This is a genomic window from Murdochiella massiliensis, assembly GCF_900059565.1.
In the GTDB taxonomy this organism is placed as follows: Bacteria; Bacillota; Clostridia; order Tissierellales; family Peptoniphilaceae; genus Murdochiella; species Murdochiella massiliensis.
In genome coordinates this window covers 907,920-925,840 of record NZ_FIZW01000002.1, presented here as the reverse complement: position 1 = coordinate 925,840, position 17,921 = coordinate 907,920, and the positions used below count along the sequence as shown (strand labels likewise).

The 17,921-nt window shown below is 52.4% G+C and carries 12 protein-coding genes; 11 read left to right on the top strand and 1 reads right to left on the bottom strand.

Annotation, left to right across the window (positions count from 1 at the left end; all coding sequences use genetic code 11):
- Positions 1-48: 48 nt before the first annotated feature.
- Complete coding sequence (locus tag BN3910_RS05765; protein WP_066925222.1) at positions 49-1,293, bottom strand: FprA family A-type flavoprotein; 1,245 nt, start codon at positions 1,291-1,293, stop codon at positions 49-51.
- Positions 1,294-1,579: 286 nt separating this feature from the next.
- Here BN3910_RS05765 and BN3910_RS05760 point away from each other — a divergent pair, with 286 nt between their 5' ends.
- The 11 genes from BN3910_RS05760 (at position 1,580) to BN3910_RS05710 (ending at position 17,858) form a co-directional block, all read left to right on the top strand.
- Positions 1,580-5,971, top strand: a complete 4,392-nt coding sequence (locus BN3910_RS05760; protein WP_075968001.1) for an acyl-CoA dehydratase activase-related protein — start codon at positions 1,580-1,582, stop codon at positions 5,969-5,971.
- The gene (gene fni / locus BN3910_RS05755) at positions 5,949-6,998 is read left to right on the top strand and encodes a type 2 isopentenyl-diphosphate Delta-isomerase (protein ID WP_066925219.1); all 1,050 of its coding nucleotides are present in this window, start codon (positions 5,949-5,951) and stop codon (positions 6,996-6,998) included. Before BN3910_RS05760 ends, fni begins: the two co-directional genes overlap by 23 nt.
- Positions 6,995-7,804 (top strand): Mrp/NBP35 family ATP-binding protein, encoded by an 810-nt coding sequence (locus tag BN3910_RS05750; protein WP_075968000.1) that lies wholly within the window; start codon positions 6,995-6,997, stop codon positions 7,802-7,804. The genes fni and BN3910_RS05750 overlap by 4 nt, the downstream gene beginning before the upstream one ends.
- Before the next feature lie 43 nt (positions 7,805-7,847).
- Positions 7,848-9,848 carry a transketolase gene (tkt, locus tag BN3910_RS05745; RefSeq protein ID WP_066925216.1) on the top strand — a complete coding sequence of 667 codons (2,001 nt, stop codon included), beginning with the start codon at positions 7,848-7,850 and terminating at the stop codon, positions 9,846-9,848.
- A gap of 49 nt (positions 9,849-9,897) precedes the next feature.
- Entirely contained in the window at positions 9,898-10,668 is a 771-nt protein-coding gene (gene sufC, locus BN3910_RS05740; RefSeq protein ID WP_066925213.1) for a Fe-S cluster assembly ATPase SufC, read from the top strand.
- Positions 10,655-12,142, top strand: a complete 1,488-nt coding sequence (gene sufB / locus BN3910_RS05735; protein ID WP_082790329.1) for a Fe-S cluster assembly protein SufB — start codon at positions 10,655-10,657, stop codon at positions 12,140-12,142. Before sufC ends, sufB begins: the two co-directional genes overlap by 14 nt.
- Positions 12,139-13,272, top strand: a complete 1,134-nt coding sequence (locus tag BN3910_RS05730) for a SufD family Fe-S cluster assembly protein (protein WP_066925210.1) — start codon at positions 12,139-12,141, stop codon at positions 13,270-13,272. Before sufB ends, BN3910_RS05730 begins: the two co-directional genes overlap by 4 nt.
- Positions 13,273-13,274: 2 nt before the next feature.
- Positions 13,275-14,564, top strand: coding sequence for an aminotransferase class V-fold PLP-dependent enzyme (locus BN3910_RS05725; RefSeq protein WP_066925207.1), 1,290 nt, complete (start codon positions 13,275-13,277; stop codon positions 14,562-14,564).
- 1 nt (position 14,565) lies between these two features.
- Positions 14,566-15,009 (top strand): Fe-S cluster assembly sulfur transfer protein SufU, encoded by a 444-nt coding sequence (gene sufU / locus BN3910_RS05720; protein ID WP_066925204.1) that lies wholly within the window; start codon positions 14,566-14,568, stop codon positions 15,007-15,009.
- The gene (locus BN3910_RS05715) at positions 15,006-15,587 is read left to right on the top strand and encodes a thioredoxin family protein (RefSeq protein ID WP_148417343.1); all 582 of its coding nucleotides are present in this window, start codon (positions 15,006-15,008) and stop codon (positions 15,585-15,587) included. The genes sufU and BN3910_RS05715 overlap by 4 nt, the downstream gene beginning before the upstream one ends.
- A 225-nt stretch (positions 15,588-15,812) precedes the next feature.
- The gene (locus BN3910_RS05710) at positions 15,813-17,858 is read left to right on the top strand and encodes an ABC transporter substrate-binding protein (protein WP_066925198.1); all 2,046 of its coding nucleotides are present in this window, start codon (positions 15,813-15,815) and stop codon (positions 17,856-17,858) included.
- The last annotated feature ends 63 nt before the right edge of the window (positions 17,859-17,921 follow it).

Here is a 17,921-nt window from a genome sequence, read left to right as displayed (position 1 = left end):
GATTCCTTTCTATCTATTTCACTGCGCTGCGTTGGCATGGCGCAGGGCTTATTCCCCGATATGCGAATAGTAATTCACGTTGTCGGTTTCCGCATGGGCGTCCAGATTCTCCGCCATGGCCTTGGCCAGGGCGCGGAGTTGTTCCAGATCCTCTTGTGTCGCAGCGCTCTTCGCCTCAACGACGGGCTCGATGACTTCAAACGGCTGTTTTTCCAACCATGCCTGCATTTCCTTTACGGCGCCGCCGCTCCAGGAATAGTTGCCGACAATGCCCACGGTTTTGTTCTGCATCTTGTTTTCGGCCAAAATGTCGAAGAGCGTGCGCATGGGCAGGAACAGCGCGTTGTTATAGGTCGGTGCGCAGGCGATAAACCCGCGATATTTCCAGACATCCGTCGAGATTACCGACGGATGCGTTTTTGTCACATCATAGAGGTGAATGTTTTTTACGCCCTCTTCCGACAGGAAGCGCGCCAGCATGTCCGCCATGTGCTCGGTGTTGCCGTACATGGAACCGAAAGCGATAACGACCCCGTTCTGAGAACGCCAATTGGCCAGGTTGGTGTAAAGCGCCATGATGTGTTCCGGATGCGTACGCCAAATGGGGCCGTGCACCGGACAAATCATGTTGATCGTCAGGCTTTCCAGCTTTTTCAGGGCCTTTGCGGCCATACGGGAATATTTGCCGACAATATTGGTGTAGTAGCGGCAGGCTTCCGCATAGACGGTTTCAATGTCGCCGATCTCATCGTCGAAGATCTTTCCGTCCAGCGCCCCGAAGCCGCCGAAAATATCTTGCGAGAAGAGGATGCCGTCGGTTTCTTCGTAGCTGACCATGGATTCCGGCCAGTGCGTCATGGGGGTCATGTGGAAGGTGAGGGTGTGTTGGCCAAGAGAAAGCGTATCGCCTTCGCCAACCACGAGCGTATTTTCTTCATCGATGCCATAGAACTGGTTGAGCATCGTGAACGTCTTTTTATTCCCAACAAGCGTCACATTGGGATAATAGCGACGAACCAGTGGAATGGTCGAAGAATGATCCGGCTCGACGTGATGGATGACGAAGTAATCCAGCGTGCGATCGCCGAGGGCGGTGCGCACTTTCGTCATGAAATCATCCGCCTGATGGGCATCCACCGAATCAAGCAGAGCGGTCTTTTCGTCTTTTGCCAGATAGGCATTATAGGCAACTCCTTTCGGAAGCGGCCATTGGTTTTCAAATAAGGGTTTGAGACGATCATTCACGCCGACATAGGCCAGCCAGTCCGTTACGGGTGTACAATAGGTACTCATGAATCCTCCTACATGGTTTATGCACGAGCCGCAAGGCTCGTCGGTTCAAATTTCCTTCTTTATTGTAGTGCATATACCGAGGAAGGGAAAGAGACGGAAAATGGGTAAAAATTACATACTATGGGCATAGCACTTTTCCCTGTACGGGTATATGATGAGCCCATACCATAATAGAAAGAACAAACTGTACAACCGTCGGAAAGACGGAGAGGGTTGCCGAAGATGGATAAGGAATGAAAGGTTTACCCTTCGACCCTTCGGAATTTTGGAGTAGAGACGAGGAAATATGCTTTATCACGCAGGATTGGATGTGGGATCGACTACCGTGAAGGTCGTCTGTCTTGACGAAGAAGATCGGATCTGTTTTTCGGTCTATCGTCGACATAAAAGTGACGTCAAACGAACAGTGGAGCAGGTCATGCAGGAATTGCTGGACGCCATCGGCAATTCGCCGATTCAGCTTGCAGTCACCGGCTCCGGAGGGATGTTTCTGGAGGACTACCTTGGAATTCCCTTTGTACAGGAAGTCATTGCCGAAACGAAGGCCATCCGCGCACTTCTTCCCCATACGGAAGTGATCATTGAACTGGGCGGGGAAGATTCCAAGATCACGTATCTATCCGGCAGCGTCGAGCAGCGAATGAACTCCATCTGTGCCGGAGGAACGGGTGCATTCATCGACCAGATGGCGAGTTTGTTGGACACGGATGCTTCCGGGCTCAACGCCATGGCCTCCGCATACGAAAAAATCTATCCCATTGCCTCGCGTTGCGGCGTATTTGCCAAGACCGATGTTCAGGCGCTCCTCAATCAGGGCGCATCCCATGAAGACATTGCCATGAGCGTCTTCCAGTCCGTCGTTAACCAGACCATTTCCAATCTTGCCTGTGGACGGCCCATTCGCGGCAACATCACCTTTTTGGGCGGCCCGCTGCACTTTTTGGATCAGCTACGTGTGCGCTTTATCGAAACGCTCGGCAGCGAAAACAACACGTTTACCACCCCGGAAGACGGACAGCTCTTTGTCGCTCGCGGGGCGGCCCTTCTTGCGCAGGAAGAAGCCGATATCCAGGATCTGCAACGGATTGTAGATCGTTTTTCGTCGGGAAAAGAGCTCGTCACCGAAGAGCGCAAGCTCATGGAACCGCTTTTCACCTCTCCGGAAGAGTACGAAGCCTTCCGCAAGGACCACGAGACCAATAAGGAAGTTTACGGATCGCTTTCGGACTATCACGGACCGACGTATTTGGGCATCGACTCCGGCTCCACCACTGCCAAAATGGTGCTCATCGGCGAAGATAACCAAATTCTGTATACGCATTATTCCTCCAACCGCGGACGACCGCTGGAGCATATTATCGAACATTTGCAGGAAATTTATGCGCGGTTGAATGATGATGCCTACATCGCTTGTTCCGGTATTACCGGCTATGGCGAGGACTTTATTCGGGCGGCGCTTGCAGTGGATACCGGCGAAGTGGAAACTATCGCGCATTATACCGCCGCACACTACTACGATCCCGACGTCGATTTCATTCTGGATATCGGCGGCCAGGATATGAAAGCCATGCACATTTCGGATGGCGTCATCGATTCGATTCAGCTTAACGAAGCGTGTTCGTCCGGCTGTGGTTCGTTCCTCTCGACCTTTTCCGCCTCCGTCGGGATGCGCGTAGAGGAATTTCAACAGGCGGCACTTTTTGCCGAGAAACCGGTGGATCTGGGAAGCCGTTGCACGGTGTTCATGAACTCCAAGGTCAAGCAGGCACAAAAAGAGGGCTCCGATGTGGGCGACATTGCCGCAGGACTCTGCTATTCCGTTATTAAAAATGCCATTCAAAAAGTCATTAAGGTGCGCGATCCCAAGAGCCTGGGCAAAAATTTGGTGGTTCAGGGCGGCACGTTCTACGGGGATGCAATTCTGCGCGCCTTTGAAAAAGTAACCGGACGCCATGCGACGCGCCCGGCGATCGCCGGCTTGATGGGTGCCATGGGCATGGCGCTGATTGCGAAAAGTCGTTCCACGGGAGAGAGCGGGATCAAGACGGCTCAAGAACTGGCGGATTTCACCTATACGCAAAAAATGGCGCGTTGCGGGCGCTGCACCAACAACTGCGCACTCACCATCAACGTCTTTTCCGACGGTACGCGCTATATTTCCGGCAACCGCTGCGAGCGCGGAGCGGGTGTGGTACGCAAGGAAAAGGGATTGCCGAATCTTTACCAATATAAATACGACAGACTTTTTCACTATTACAGTAGCATCGGCGAAGAACAGGCTAAATTCCCGACCGTGGGCTTGCCGCGCGTGCTGAATATGTATGAAAATCTGCCGTTCTGGCACACGTTTTTCAGCCGTCTGGGTTTTCCGGTTGAACTTTCGGGAGAAAGCTCACGTGCAATGTATGACAAGGGGCTGGCCTCCATTTCGTCCGAAACCGTGTGCTATCCGGCCAAACTCGTGCACGGTCATATTGAGGATCTTGTGGAGAAGGGCGTGCGCCTGATTTTTTATCCGAGCGTTTTCTATGAAACCAAACAGTTTGAAAAGGCGGTAAACCAGATCAACTGTCCGGTTGTGATCGGCTTTCCGGAAGTCATCAAAAATAACGTCTCCGCGCTGGAAGAAAAAGGGGTGACGTATCTGCATCCGTTCCTGTCCTTTGCAGATGAGCGAACCCTTACAGAGCGCCTGATACAGGTCTTCGCGCACTTCACCGTGGACGGCCAAACCATGGAAATTCCGGCGGCTGCCATTCGACGCGCCGTTTCCGCGGCCTGGGAAGAACAGAAAAATTATCATCGCGACATTCGTCGGGAAGGGCAGGCCGCGCTCGAGTGGATGAAGGAACATCATGCAAAAGGTATCGTGCTCTCCGGCCGTCCGTATCATGTGGATAAAGAGGTCAACCACGGCATTCCGGAGCTGATTAACGGCATGGGACTTGCGGTGCTCAGCGAAGACAGTATCGCCATGAATCAGCAGGATGTTTCCGAGGATTTGCGCGTGCTGGATCAATGGGTGTACCACAGCCGTCTTTATCGCGCGGCGGAATTTGTTACGGCGCATCCCGATCTGGAAATGATTCAGCTCAATTCCTTCGGATGCGGCCTGGATGCCGTCACTTCCGACCAGGTGCAGGAAATTCTCGAGAGCAAAGGAAAAATCTATACCCTTCTGAAAATTGACGAAGTGTCCAATCTCGGGGCGGTGAAAATTCGTATTCGTTCGTTGTTGCAGGCGCTTTCCGGCACAGACCGGGAGGAAAAACGTGAGACGTCTCGCCGTAACGATTCCTATGCACCGGCGAAGGCCTCGTTTACCAAGCAGATGAAAAAAGACGGCTACACCATTCTGGTGCCGAATATGGCGCCGGATCATTTTGCTATTCTGGAGCAGGCGTTGGCAGGAGAAGGCTACCATTTTGACTTTCTCACGCGCGTAGATCAGTCGGTGGTGGATGCGGGCTTAAAATACGTGAACAATGACTCGTGCTATCCATCAATTACCGTAATCGGCCAGATGCTGGAAGCACTGGAGAGCGGAAAATACGATCCCGATCGAACGGCGTTGTTGATGACGCAGACCGGCGGCGCGTGTCGTGCATCCAATTACGTCGGCTATATCCGCAAAGGCTTGGCCGACATGGGCTATCCGCAAGTGCCGGTGATTGCTCTTTCGGTGCAGGGAATTGAAGTATCCGAAGGATTTTCTGTCGGCCCGTCGCTGTTGAACAAAGCCGGCTATGCCCTGGTTGCAGGCGATCTTGTCATGCGCTGCGCCAACGCGACAAGACCCTATGAGAAGAACGCGGGACAGACCGATCGCTTGAAAGACAAATGGATTTCGCGCTTTGCGGAATTTGTCGTTCGACCGCACCGATCGCTCTTTAAGAAACTCTGTGTGGACTGCGTCGAAGAATTTGATACGGTTCCCCGTGTTGCGTGCGTCTGCCCGAAAGCGGGCATCGTCGGCGAAATTTTAGTTAAATATCTGCCGGAAGCGAACAACCACTTGCAAAAGCTGTTGGAGGATGAAGGCGCTGAGGTCATCGTTCCGGACTTGATGGACTTTATGGTGTACTGTTTCCGTAATGCGAAACACAAGAGCGATTTGCTCGGCAAGAGCAAGTTGTTGGGCTTTATTTCGAGCGGGCTGGGCGTATCGGCCATCGAATACTATCGAAAACCCGCCAGAAAAGCGCTGCGCGCCTCAAGACATTTTCAGGAACCGCCCTATGCGAAGCAGATTGAAGACTATGCGCAGGAAGTCGTCTCGCTGGGCCATCAATACGGCGAAGGATGGCTTTTGGCCGGTGAAATGATTGAGCTCATTGAACAGGGGGCACCGAACATTGTCTGCATCCAACCGTTCGGCTGTCTGCCCAACCACATAACCGGCAAGGGCGTGATGAAGGCCGTGCGTGAAGAACATCCGGAAGCCAACATTATCGCGATCGACTATGATCCGGGTGCTTCCGAAGTCAATCAGATCAATCGTGTCAAGCTCATGATGAGCTCCGCTTGGGAAGTTGTCGGCGGACGGGGAGACAAAAAAGCGATGCACCACACGGAAGCGCACCGCACGACGGATGCGGACAGCATTGATCCGCCGGTCATCCTGCGCCGGGAAGAAGAAAATGGGGAGGAGAACTATGCGCAAAGAACGCAAAGATGAACACATTGAACAGGTGTTGCGAACCGAACCGTATGGCGGAACGCTCCTGGATCAGGTCGTGCTCGAGCCGGTATCCTTTCCGGAACTTGCTCTTTCCGACATTGATACTTCGGTGGAATTTTTCGGTCGCACCATTCCAGCACCGCTCATGATTAACGCCATGACGGGCGGGACCGATATGACCAAGGGTATCAACCGCGATCTGGCGCAGATTGCCAAGGATTTCGGTTTGCCCATGCAGGTCGGCTCGCAGGTCATCGCGCTCGAAGATCCGGAAGCGGTGGATTCCTTCCACATTGTGCGCGAAACGTTGGGGCAGGATGGCCTCATTATCGGCAACGTGTCGGCGGGCGTTTCGGTGGATCAGGTTGCGCGCGCGATGGAGATGATCGATGCACAGGGCATCGGCATACACGTCAACCCTTCGCAGGAAATGGCACAGGAAGAAGGGGATCGCGATTTTCGCGGTCTGTATGATAATCTTCGGCGCATCGCCGAGGCATTTCCCGGAAAAGTGATCGTGAAGGAAGTCGGATTCGGCATGAGTCGTCAGGACGGGCGTCTTCTTCGCGATATTCCTGTGGAATACATTGATGTATCCGGCTCAGGCGGAACCAATTTCATGGAGGTGGAGGATCAACGCTCCATGCACCGTGATCTTACGGAATTTTATTCCTGGGGCATTCCGACGGCGAAGGCCATTTGGAATGTGCATAAGGAATGTCCGAACACCAAGCGTATCGCTTCAGGCGGCATCACCACGGCGACGGATGTGTTGCACGCGCACGTGCTGGGTGCAGATATGAGCGCAATTTCCGGAGAGCTTCTGCGCTACCTGATGCACGGTTCACTGGAATATGCCGAAGAATATCTGCAGGGCGTCCTGGATAATATTGCTATGGGGCTTCTGCTTTTGGGCTGTCGGACGATGGCGGATTTGCATCGCATTCCCTACCTGATGGTCGGACGCCTGAAAGAACTGGTGGACGCGGAGGAACGCACCGAAGGACGAAAGGGAAGAGTATGAGCGAGGAAAATACGCGAAAAAAGCCGGTATTTTATAAGGATCCCCATGAAAAGAGCCGAATCGGCCACGTGATTGCGATCATGTCGGGAAAGGGCGGCGTCGGCAAATCCATGGTGACGACGATGTGCGCGCTCGCCATGCAGCAGACCGGCCGGAAAGCGGCAATTCTCGATGCTGACGTGACCGGCCCTTCCATTCCCCATGCCTTCGGTCTGGAGGGAGGACTGGAACGGAAAAATGGCATCCCCTATGCGCGACGTACAAAGAGTGGCATTCAGATTGTTTCCACGAACCTTCTTTTGCCGCACGATACCGATCCCGTGCTCTGGAAAGGAGCGCTCGTCGGCAGTGCGATTCAGCAATTCTGGACGGAAGTGGTCTATGAAGACGTGGATTATCTCTTTGTCGATATGCCGCCGGGAACCGGCGATGTGCCCTTAACCGTATTTCAGATGATTCCCGTTGACGGGGTGCTCATCGTTACCTCTCCGCAGGAACTGGTCAGCATGGTGGTCGAAAAAGCCATTAACATGACCAGGATGATGAGCCTTCCCGTTTTTGGTATCATGGAAAACATGAGTTACTTTGAAGCGCCGGATACAAAACGACGCTATGACATCTTCGGCAAGAGCCGCATCGACGAAGTGGCCAAACGCTATGGCCTTCCCGTGCTGGCGAAGCTTGCCATCAATCCGAACTTAGCCACCTTAATTGATGAGGGCCGCGTCGAAGAAGCCGATACGCGTCCGTTTGCCCCGACCATTGCGGCCATTCTGGAAAACGAAGTCGAACAGCATCTTAAGTAGAAGGTATCTCCAAAAGGAATCGCATTTTGCGCAAGGAGGAAACATGAAATCCATTGAACAGCTGGCCATTCAAACGATACGTATGTTGAGTGTCGACCAAATCAATAAAGCCAACTCCGGTCACCCCGGTCTGCCGCTGGGCGCGGCACCCATGGCGTATACGCTCTGGACGCAGTTTTTGCGGCAAAATCCGAAAAACCCGGACTGGTCAAACCGCGACCGCTTTGTGCTCTCGGCCGGTCACGGCTCGGCACTGCTTTACAGTATGCTGCATTTGTCGGGATACGACCTTTCTCTTGACGATCTGAAACAGTTTCGTCAGCTAAATGCCAAAACGCCGGGACATCCGGAAGTACACCATACGCCGGGAGTAGAGGCGACCACAGGCCCGCTCGGCCAGGGATTTGCCAACGGTGTGGGCATGGCCATGGCCGAAGCGCATTTGGCCGCCAAGTTTAACCGTGACGGCGAAACGCTCGTGGACCACGATACCTATGTCCTTTGCGGAGACGGCGACCTCATGGAAGGCGTCAGCGCAGAAGCGGCGTCCCTTGCCGGTCGTCTGAAGCTCGGCAAACTTATTGTCCTTTATGATTCCAATGCTATTTGTCTGGATGGCGAGACCGAACAGGTCTTTACGGAAAACGTGGCAGAGCGTTTCCGTGCCTACGGCTGGCAGGTGCTCGATGTTGCCGACGGTAACGATACTGAAGCCATTGCCGAGACGATTCGCGAAGCACGTGCCGATAAAGAACGTCCGACGCTGATCGAAGTACACACCGTGATCGGTTACGGTGCACCAAAGGCCGGTACCAACAGCGTGCACGGCGCACCGCTTGGCGAAGAAGCGACGGAGTCCTTAAAAAAGACGTTGGGCTGGGACTATCCTGCGTTTACCGTTCCGGAAGAAGTGAAAGCGCATTTCACCGATACGGTCATGAAACGTGGCGAAGAGGAGGAACGCGCTTGGCAGGAACGCTTTGACCGACTGGCCGAAAAGGATCCGGATCGGGCACAAGCCTATATCGATGCGTTTGCCGGAAAACTACCGGAAAACTGGGCGGAGGAGTTACCCTCCTGGAAAGAAGGCGACAAAGCCGAGGCAACACGTGCCACATCCCATACGGTAATCCAGGCCATTGCGAAAGCGGTACCGAATTTCTGGGGAGGATCCGCAGACTTATCCAGTTCCAATAAGACGCAAATCGGCGGAGAAGGCGCCTTCCGCGTGGAAGAGGATGCCAATCGAAATATCTGGTACGGTGTGCGCGAATTTGCCATGGCCGCCATTAATAACGGTATTGCATTACACGGCGGCACGAAAGTATTCGGCGCCACGTTCTTTGTCTTCTCCGATTATTTCCGCGGTGCGGCGCGTGTGGCCGCCCTGTCGAAGCTACCCGTGATTTACGTGTTGACCCACGATAGCGTGGCGGTCGGCGAAGACGGCCCAACGCATGAACCGATTGAACAACTCGCCAGCTGGCGCGCCATGCCGAACTTGGATGTTCTGCGTCCGGCGGATGCCAACGAGACCGCGCAGGCTTGGCGGCTCGCAGTAGAGAGCACCGATCATCCCACGATGCTCGTGTTAACCCGCCAGAACATTCCGGTACTGCCGACGACGGACGAAAAAGCGGAGGAAGGCGTTGCCCGTGGCGGTTATGTGCTTTCCCCGTCGAAAAAAGAGATACCGGACGGCATTTTGATGGGTACGGGTTCAGAAGTCCAATTGCTCATCGAAGCGCAGAAGATGCTTGGCGAAGACGGTATTGATGTTTCGGTGGTTTCTCTGCCGAGTACCGCGCGTTTTGACCGTCAGGATACCGCCTACCGCGAGAAGGTGTTGCCTTCGGCGGTGCGCAACCGCTTGAGCCTCGAAGCGGCGACCACTTTCGGGTGGGAACGCTACGTCGGATTGGATGGTGTTGCCTTGGGCATTGATCGCTTCGGTTTGTCTGCTCCGGCGGAGGAAGTACTGCGTGAATTGGGTATAACTACGCAAGCGGTGGTCAAGGCATACCGCGACACGTTCACACGATAAGTCGCAGCCTCGCCGAAGGGCGAGGCTTTTACGTAGGAAAGAGGAAAACATGTCCGCATTACTGGAACTGAAAAACTTACATGTTGGTGTTGATCAGAGCGACATTTTGAAGGGCATCGACTTAACCATTAACCCGGGCGAAATTCATGTCGTGATGGGACCAAACGGTGCCGGAAAATCGACGCTTGCCAACGCCATCATGGCGCACCCCCATTATCACGTGCATCAAGGGGATATTCTTTTTGAGGGAGAGAGCATTCTCGAAAATAGCGCGGATGAACGCGCCCGAAAGGGCATCTTTTTGAGCTTTCAAACGCCGCAGGAAGTGCCTGGCGTAAGCGTCGAGGATTTTCTGCGCACGGCGAAAGGGCAGTGCGACGGAAAAACGCCATCGGTTCTGAAATTCAAGAAAGCGCTCGCAGAAAAGATGGAAGAACTGTCTATGGCACCGGAATATGCAGAACGCTATTTGAATGTCGGCTTCTCCGGAGGCGAAAAGAAAAAGACGGAAATTTTGCAGATGCAGGTGTTGGATCCAAAACTGATTCTGTTGGACGAAACCGACTCCGGCTTGGACGTGGACGCTGTGCGCATTGTCAGTCGGGGTGTCGCCGATTTTCTGGATGATTCCAAGGCGTGCCTCATCATTACGCATATCAGCGGTATTTTGGAATATCTGCATCCGGATTTTGTGCATGTGGTGATTGACGGCAGAGTCGTGAAGAACGGCGGCGCAGAATTAGCAGACCGAATTAACCGAGAAGGATACGAATGGATTCGCCGTGAGATGACCGAGGAGGTCACCGATGAACAGAAATGACGACGCCGCGCTGCGCCATGCGCGGCGAAAAGCGGAACGGGAAGCGCGTCTGGCGGCCGGTGAATTTCAGGCGGCGGAAAAATCTGACGTTAAGGAGCTTCCGCGCGGCGTATACGATCAGAAGAATGCGTTTGAGTACGATGTAAAGGTAGAGAACGGCTTGACGGAGGATATTATCCGCGAAATATCCGCCAATAAAGAGGAGCCGTCCTGGATGCTCGACAAGCGCCTCGAAGCACTGGAGATTTTTAACGCCTCAGAGAATCCGAATTGGGGACCGGATTTGCACGCGGTCGATATGAACCGGATTTCGACGTATGTGCGTCCCAAAGCACAAATGGCAAGAGATTGGCAGAATGTGCCGGACGAGATCCGCGACACCTTTACCAAGTTAGGCATTCCCGAAGCGGAGTTAGAGTCGCTTGCCGGCGTGGGCGCACAGTATGATTCCGAAGTGGTTTACCACAATATGCGCAGTTATCTTTCGGAACAGGGGGTAGTGTATACCGACTTTGAATCGGCGGTGCGCGAGTATCCCGATATTATTAAAGCGCATTTCGGAAAACTCATTACGCCGCGTCTACATCGCTATGCTGCGTTGCATTATGCCGTGTGGTCGGGCGGATCGTTTGTTTATGTGCCGAAGGGCGTGGACGTGGATATTCCGCTGCAAAGTTATTTTCGTCTGAATGCGCCCGGAGCAGGACAATTTGAACATACGCTCATTCTGGTCGAAGAGGGTGGATCGGTGCATTTTATCGAAGGCTGCTCCGCGCCAAAATACAATACGTTAAATCTCCATGCTGGCGCGGTTGAACTGTATGTCAAAGAAAATGCGCATCTGCGCTATTCCACGATTGAAAACTGGTCGCGAAACATGTATAACCTCAACACCAAGCGCGCACGGGTGGAAAAAGGCGGTTCCATTGAATGGGTTTCCGGTTCGTTCGGTTCGGCTTGTTCCATGCTCTATCCGTCAAGTCTCTTAGTCGGGGAAGGCGCACGCAGCGAGTTTACCGGCATCACTTTTGCCGGCAAGGGACAATATCTCGACACCGGCGCACAAGTGATGCACTATGCGCCGAACACCTATTCTACGATAAACTCCAAATCCATCTCCAAGTCCGGCGGTGTCGCCATCTATCGCGGTACGGTGGATGTCAACGAAAAAGCAAAAGGGTCGAAATGTTCGGTTTCCTGTGAATCGCTTATGTTGGACGCAGAAAGCCGTTCGGACACCATCCCTGCCATTCGCATCGCTACCGATGACGTGGATTTAGGGCATGAAGCGAAAATCGGGCGCATTGATGAAACAGCTATCTTTTACCTGATGAGTCGCGGCATTCCCGAAGAAGAGGCGAAAGCCATGATTGTGCGTGGCTTCGCTGAACCGATTGCGAAAGAGCTGCCGATGGAATATGCAGTAGAAATGAACAATCTGATCACTTTGGAACTGAAAGGAGCGATCGGATGAGCGTTCTTCATACGGAAGAGACACGAAAAACCAATATTCAACAAGATCGGGGAAGCGAGCTGCCCGCAAGAACTTGTCGGTGGCTCAAAGTCAACGATGTCCTGACCCAGATAGAAGAGTATCCGAAAACGGTTCCTTTTGAAGGCGTAACGACCGAAGGACTTACCGACGCGCAGCGTACAGAAGGAAAAGTCCAAGAGCAGAACGGTGTCGATTTCGGCAACGTGGGACACGATGCACAGGGTATTTCCGAAGCCGTAGCAGCAAAAAATGCCCAGGAAGCGAACGTATCCTATTCGTGGGCAGTAGAAGATGGCGCAGTGCAAACCCTGCATTTTGCTCTATCGAAAGAAAATCCGGTTCTGCAGGATCGGCTGCAGCTGCGCGTACCGTGCGGACATTGCGCAACGGTCGTGTTGGACGTAAAAAGCGACGAGAATACCGAGGTTGCCCGAAACGGTATGCTGGATATTGCGGTGGAAGAGGATGCCGATTTACAGCTTGTGCTAATTAATCGACTCAATAGTAACGCCATAAGCAATCAGCGTGTTGCCTTTACGGTAGCCGATGGCGGAAACCTTCGGGTTGCCCATGTAGAATTGGGCGGCGCACGAACGAATTATCATCTGTCCGGTGATCTGTTAGGTGTGGAAGCGAAGATGGAAGAGTATGTCGCCTACCTCGCCCAAGAGCAGGAGAAGATCGATCTTTTCTACCATGTCCGTTTTCATGGTTTGTATACCGAAGGGGTAATTCGCGCAGATGGAGCGCTCCTTGATCAGGCGTACAAGTCTTTCCGCGGAACGTTGGACTTTTTAGAAGGTGCGCGCGGCGCGGTAGGCGACGAAGAAGAGGTTACGGTTTTGATGAGCGACGAAGCGCATTCGGTCGCGGTGCCGGTTCTGCTTTGTCATGAAGATGCGGTCGAGGGAAATCATGCGACCTCTGCCGGGCGCGTGGATGAAGAGCTGCTTTTCTACCTCATGAGTCGCGGTCTCAGCCGACAGGAAGCAGAAGGCATGATTGTGGAATCGCGCATGGCGGAAACGCTGGATCGCATTCCCGATGCCGCTTTGCGTGAAAAGATTCGCCAGGCCATTCACGATCGCTTGATGAAGAGAAAGAGATAACGATGAACGAACAGCAACGACAACGATTGCGCGATCCGGGCTTTTCGCTCGACGCCGTGCGTCGTGATTTTCCCTATTTGGACGAAGAACATCCTGTCATCTATTTGGATAATGCGGCGACAACCCAGCGTCCGCGGCCGGTGCTGGAGCGCATGCAACAGTTTTATGCACACGAAAACGCGAATCCGCTGCGCGGTAATCATCGACTGTCGCTTTACGCTACGCAAGCGTATGAGAAGGCGCGCGAACATGTTGCACGCTTTATCGGCGCTAAGCGTTCCAAAGAGATTATTTTTACGCGCAATGCGACCGAATCGCTCAACCTTATTGCGTATGATTATGCACTTCGCATCTTAAAGCCGGGCGATGAAGTGTTGATCACCCGCATGGAACACCATTCCAACTGCGTGAACTGGCAGTTTGCCTGTCAACAATCCGGCGCTATCCTGCGTTATATCGAGCTGGGCGAAGATTTTCAGCTGGATGAAGCGGACTTTGAAGCGAAGCTAAGCGAGAAGACCAAAGTATTGGCATTTAGCGCCGCTTCCAACGTTATTGCCACCCTTCCGCCGGTGAAGGCGATGATTGCCAAGGCACACGCCGTCGGCGCAACGGTCGTCGTGGATGGCGCACAGTATGCACCGCATAGCTCCGTGGATGTGACGGATTGGGACTGCGACTTTTTTGCCTTTTCGGGACATAAGATGGGCTCTCCCTTTGGGATTGGCGTTCTGTATGGAAAAGAATCGCTCCTGAAGACCATGTCGCCGTTTTTGTACGGTGGGGAAATGATCGAGTACGTTGAGGATACGTCCTCTACTTTTGCCGAATTGCCTTATAAATTTGAAGCAGGAACCATGAATGTCGGGGGCGCAGTGGGACTGGATGCGGCAATAACCTATCTCGAAACGATTGGCTTGGAGAATATCGAAGCCTATGAAAAGGCATTAGCGGCGTATCTTGCCGAGAAACTGGAACATCTCGGCGGCGTAAGCATCTATCGTCCTCGACAGCATGATTGCGGCACGATGGTCGCCTTTAATCTGAATGGCGTACATCCGCATGATGTGTCCACGATTATGGATGCCTCAGACGTTGCCATTCGTTCCGGTCATCACTGCACGCAGCCGCTGCATCGCGGCTTGCGCATTAGCGCCAGTTGCCGCGCCAGCGTCGCCTTTTATAATACGGTTGACGAGGTGGATGCGTTTATCGAGGCAGTCAAAGAAGTGCGCCGCGTGATGGGCGTTCCGGCGACCGAAACGCAAACGCCGTACAGCGAGGAAATTTAAGATGGATATGAAACAGATCTACACGCAAATCGTCATGGAACATGCCCGTGCGTCGGCGCATCGCCATGATTTAGCGGATGCGACAGCGAGTGAACGCGGTCATAATCCGAGCTGCGGAGATGATATTACGCTGCACATCAAACGGGAAGAGAATCGCATTGAAGAGCTTTCTTTTACGGGGCATGGCTGCGCCATCAGTCAGGCATCAACGTCCTTGCTTTGCGAATTGGTCGAAGGAAAAACCGTGGAGGAAGCAAAAGATGCCATTGAAACGTTTTTAGCGATGATTCAGGGCGAAGAACAGGATGACGAGATTCTGGAAGAACAACTGGGTGATGCTGTCGCCTTAAAAGATATTTCACACATGCCCCAGCGCGTGAAATGCGCTGTTTTGGCATGGCGCACATTACGTGATATGTTGGAAAAGGAGAAAGAAGGAGAATGATGAAGAGGCAAACAAAGATAGGCATTCTGTGTCTCGCACTGCTCTTTGCGTTGAGTGCGTGTGGAAAGTCGCCGAATCCGGAAAGCAGCGCAAGCGAAAGCGTCTCGACGGTGCAGGAATCCTCTGCATCCGATTCGATGGCATCAAGTGAAAGCGCTTCGCAGGAAGAGAGCATTTCCGACAGCACAGACGAATCCTCCGAGGAATTGACGGAAGAACAGAAAACGTATGAAAAGATTATTGCAACATATCCTGCCATCACCATGCAGGATGTCAATGACGCCATCGAGAGCAAGAAAGAACTGCTTTTTTACGCCGGACGTGTCACCTGCCCTTACTGTGTAAAGTTTACGCCGACGATGCAGCAGATTGTCAGTGACAACGCGCTGTCTCTCTCGGCGCTCGATACAACGAGGGATCCGACTTTCCTTGACTTTGCCGACAAACATGGCATCGAGTACATTCCGGCGCTGATCTATATAAAGGACGGAGAGGTGCGCCCGGTTAAAATGGACGATCCCTACCCGCGTGCGGATGTCGAAGAAAGTATGAAAGCAGTAGGTGTTTCGCTAAAATGAATTTTCTTTCATTGCGGTGATTGATATTGCACTTGAGAAGAAATAAAGAATAGGTTATAATTACAGCAATTGCGGAACGTTTTCAGAGAGGTTGTTTTTTCTTTGAAAACGAGGAGTCGGCAAATGTCGGTCGTCTTCGGGATTCTCTAAGACGGTGGTACCGCAGTTAAGTCGTACTGTTGTAGGAAAGAAGAACCGGTAACCAAGGAGAGTAGGAGGAGAAAGATGAACAGCAAGAAATTTGCTGCCCTGGGTTTGGCCCTGTTATTGGGTTTAACCTCATGCGGAGCTCCGGCCAACAATGATTCACAAGCCGGCGGTGATGCTTCGGCAAGTGACACCTCGGGCGCAGGACAGACAGGCGAAATGTTGGAATCGGCGGACAAGGAAATTACCGTTGCGACCAACCGTGAAGTGCAGACGATGGACTACGTCGTCACCGCACTTGCCAGCGACCATGAAATCAATGTCAACTTAGTAGACGGTCTTTTGGAAACCGACCATTACGGAAAATTACAGGCTGCTTTGGCGGAATCCTGGGAATCCAACGAAGATAAAAGTGTTTGGACTTTTAAGATTCGTCCGGGCGTCAAATGGGTCACCAGCCAGGGTGAAGAATTTGGCGAATTAAAAGCAGAAGACTTTGTCACTGGCGTTCGTCACGGCGCAGAATTCGTTTCAGCAGCAAAAGAGCTGTTGCAAGGCGTTATTGACGGCTATGAAGAGTATTTGAAGAGCGATTTCAGCGACGCTGCCTGGGAAAAGGTCGGCATCAAAGCAGTGGATGATTCCACGCTGGAATTTACCATGCAAAAAGGCGAAGACGGCAAACCGAAGTCTGTGCCGTACTTTGACTCCATGACCACCTATACCGTTCTCTATCCGATTAACAAGGAATACCTTGAATCCAAAGGAAACGGCTGTAAACTTGGCGCACCGAACAAAAAAGACTGCAAATTCGGTTCTAAGGAATTGGATTCGATTTTGTATAACGGACCGTTCATCCTGAGCGAGAACGTTGAGAAGTCCAAAGCGGTTTTGGTAAAGAATGAAGATTACTGGGATGCCGATCATGTATATGTTGACAAAGTAACCCGTATCTATGATGGCGGACAGGATCCCTATTCGACGATTAACGGTTTTGAAAAAGGCGTTTACTACGCTGCTGCGTTGAATCCGTCATGGGAGAACTTTGCGGACTATACAAAGAAGTATGAAGGCAAAACGAGCTACAGTCTGCCGAACGCGACGGTATTCGGTGTCGTATTTAACTACAACCGTAAGTCCTTCGAACACACCAACTACGCAACCGATCAGGCACAGGCGAAAGCCACGCATGAAGCTATTCTGAACGACAACTTCCGTAAAGCATTGCGTGCGGCCTACGACGTAAAATCCTATTTGGGCGTTGGTATGCCGGAAGAATTGGCAATTCAGAGTATGCGTAATATCGATAATATTGCGGGCGCCGGTACCACTTCGGACGGAAAGAATTATCATGACTTGGTTACGGAAGCCTACAAAGAGGCGACCGGAGAAGATCGTGACCTGCACGACGGACAAGCGCCGTTCTATGGCAAAGAAGAAGCCATGAAGTACATCGAAGCGGCGAAAGCAGAAGGCGTACAGTTCCCAATTCATCTCGATAACATGGTTAACAGCACCTCGGATCTTCAGACGAAGAGAGCGCAGTCGATGAAAGACTCCGTCGAAAAGAATACCGAAGGCAACATCATCATTGAATTGGTGCTGCGCGATGAAGACACCATCAATGCCGTCGTCTATGAGAACCGCGATCCGGAGAAGATGGACTACGATATCTCCACCTACACCGGATGGAGTCCGGATTATCATGATCCGAAGGCGTTCGTTGACATCTATAGCCCGACGACCGGCTACTACATGGAAGCCTGCGGTTTGGGTTCGGTTGGCGACGATGGAAAGATTATGAACGAAGACATCAAAGAGAAGGTCGGCTTCATGGAATACGAGAAGCTGTACCGCGATGCGGATGCCATCTCTGCTAACTTGGATGATCGTTACAAAGCATTTGCTAAAGCAGATTCCAAGCTGATTGAGCGCTGCTTGTTCATCCCGACGCAGATGCAGACGCGTTCGTTGCGTATCACCAAAGAAGTTCCGTTCTCGCGCGTGATGGGCGATTACGGTCCGTGCGAATACAAATACAAGGGTCTGCGTACGCAGGCGGACTTGGTTACGACAGAACAGTTCGATGCCGCATTTGCGGAGTATGAGAAGAACAATAAATAAGAGAGAAGAATGGAGAGGGAAGGGGATGAGAAATCTCATCCCCTTCTTTTCATAGTAAGGAGA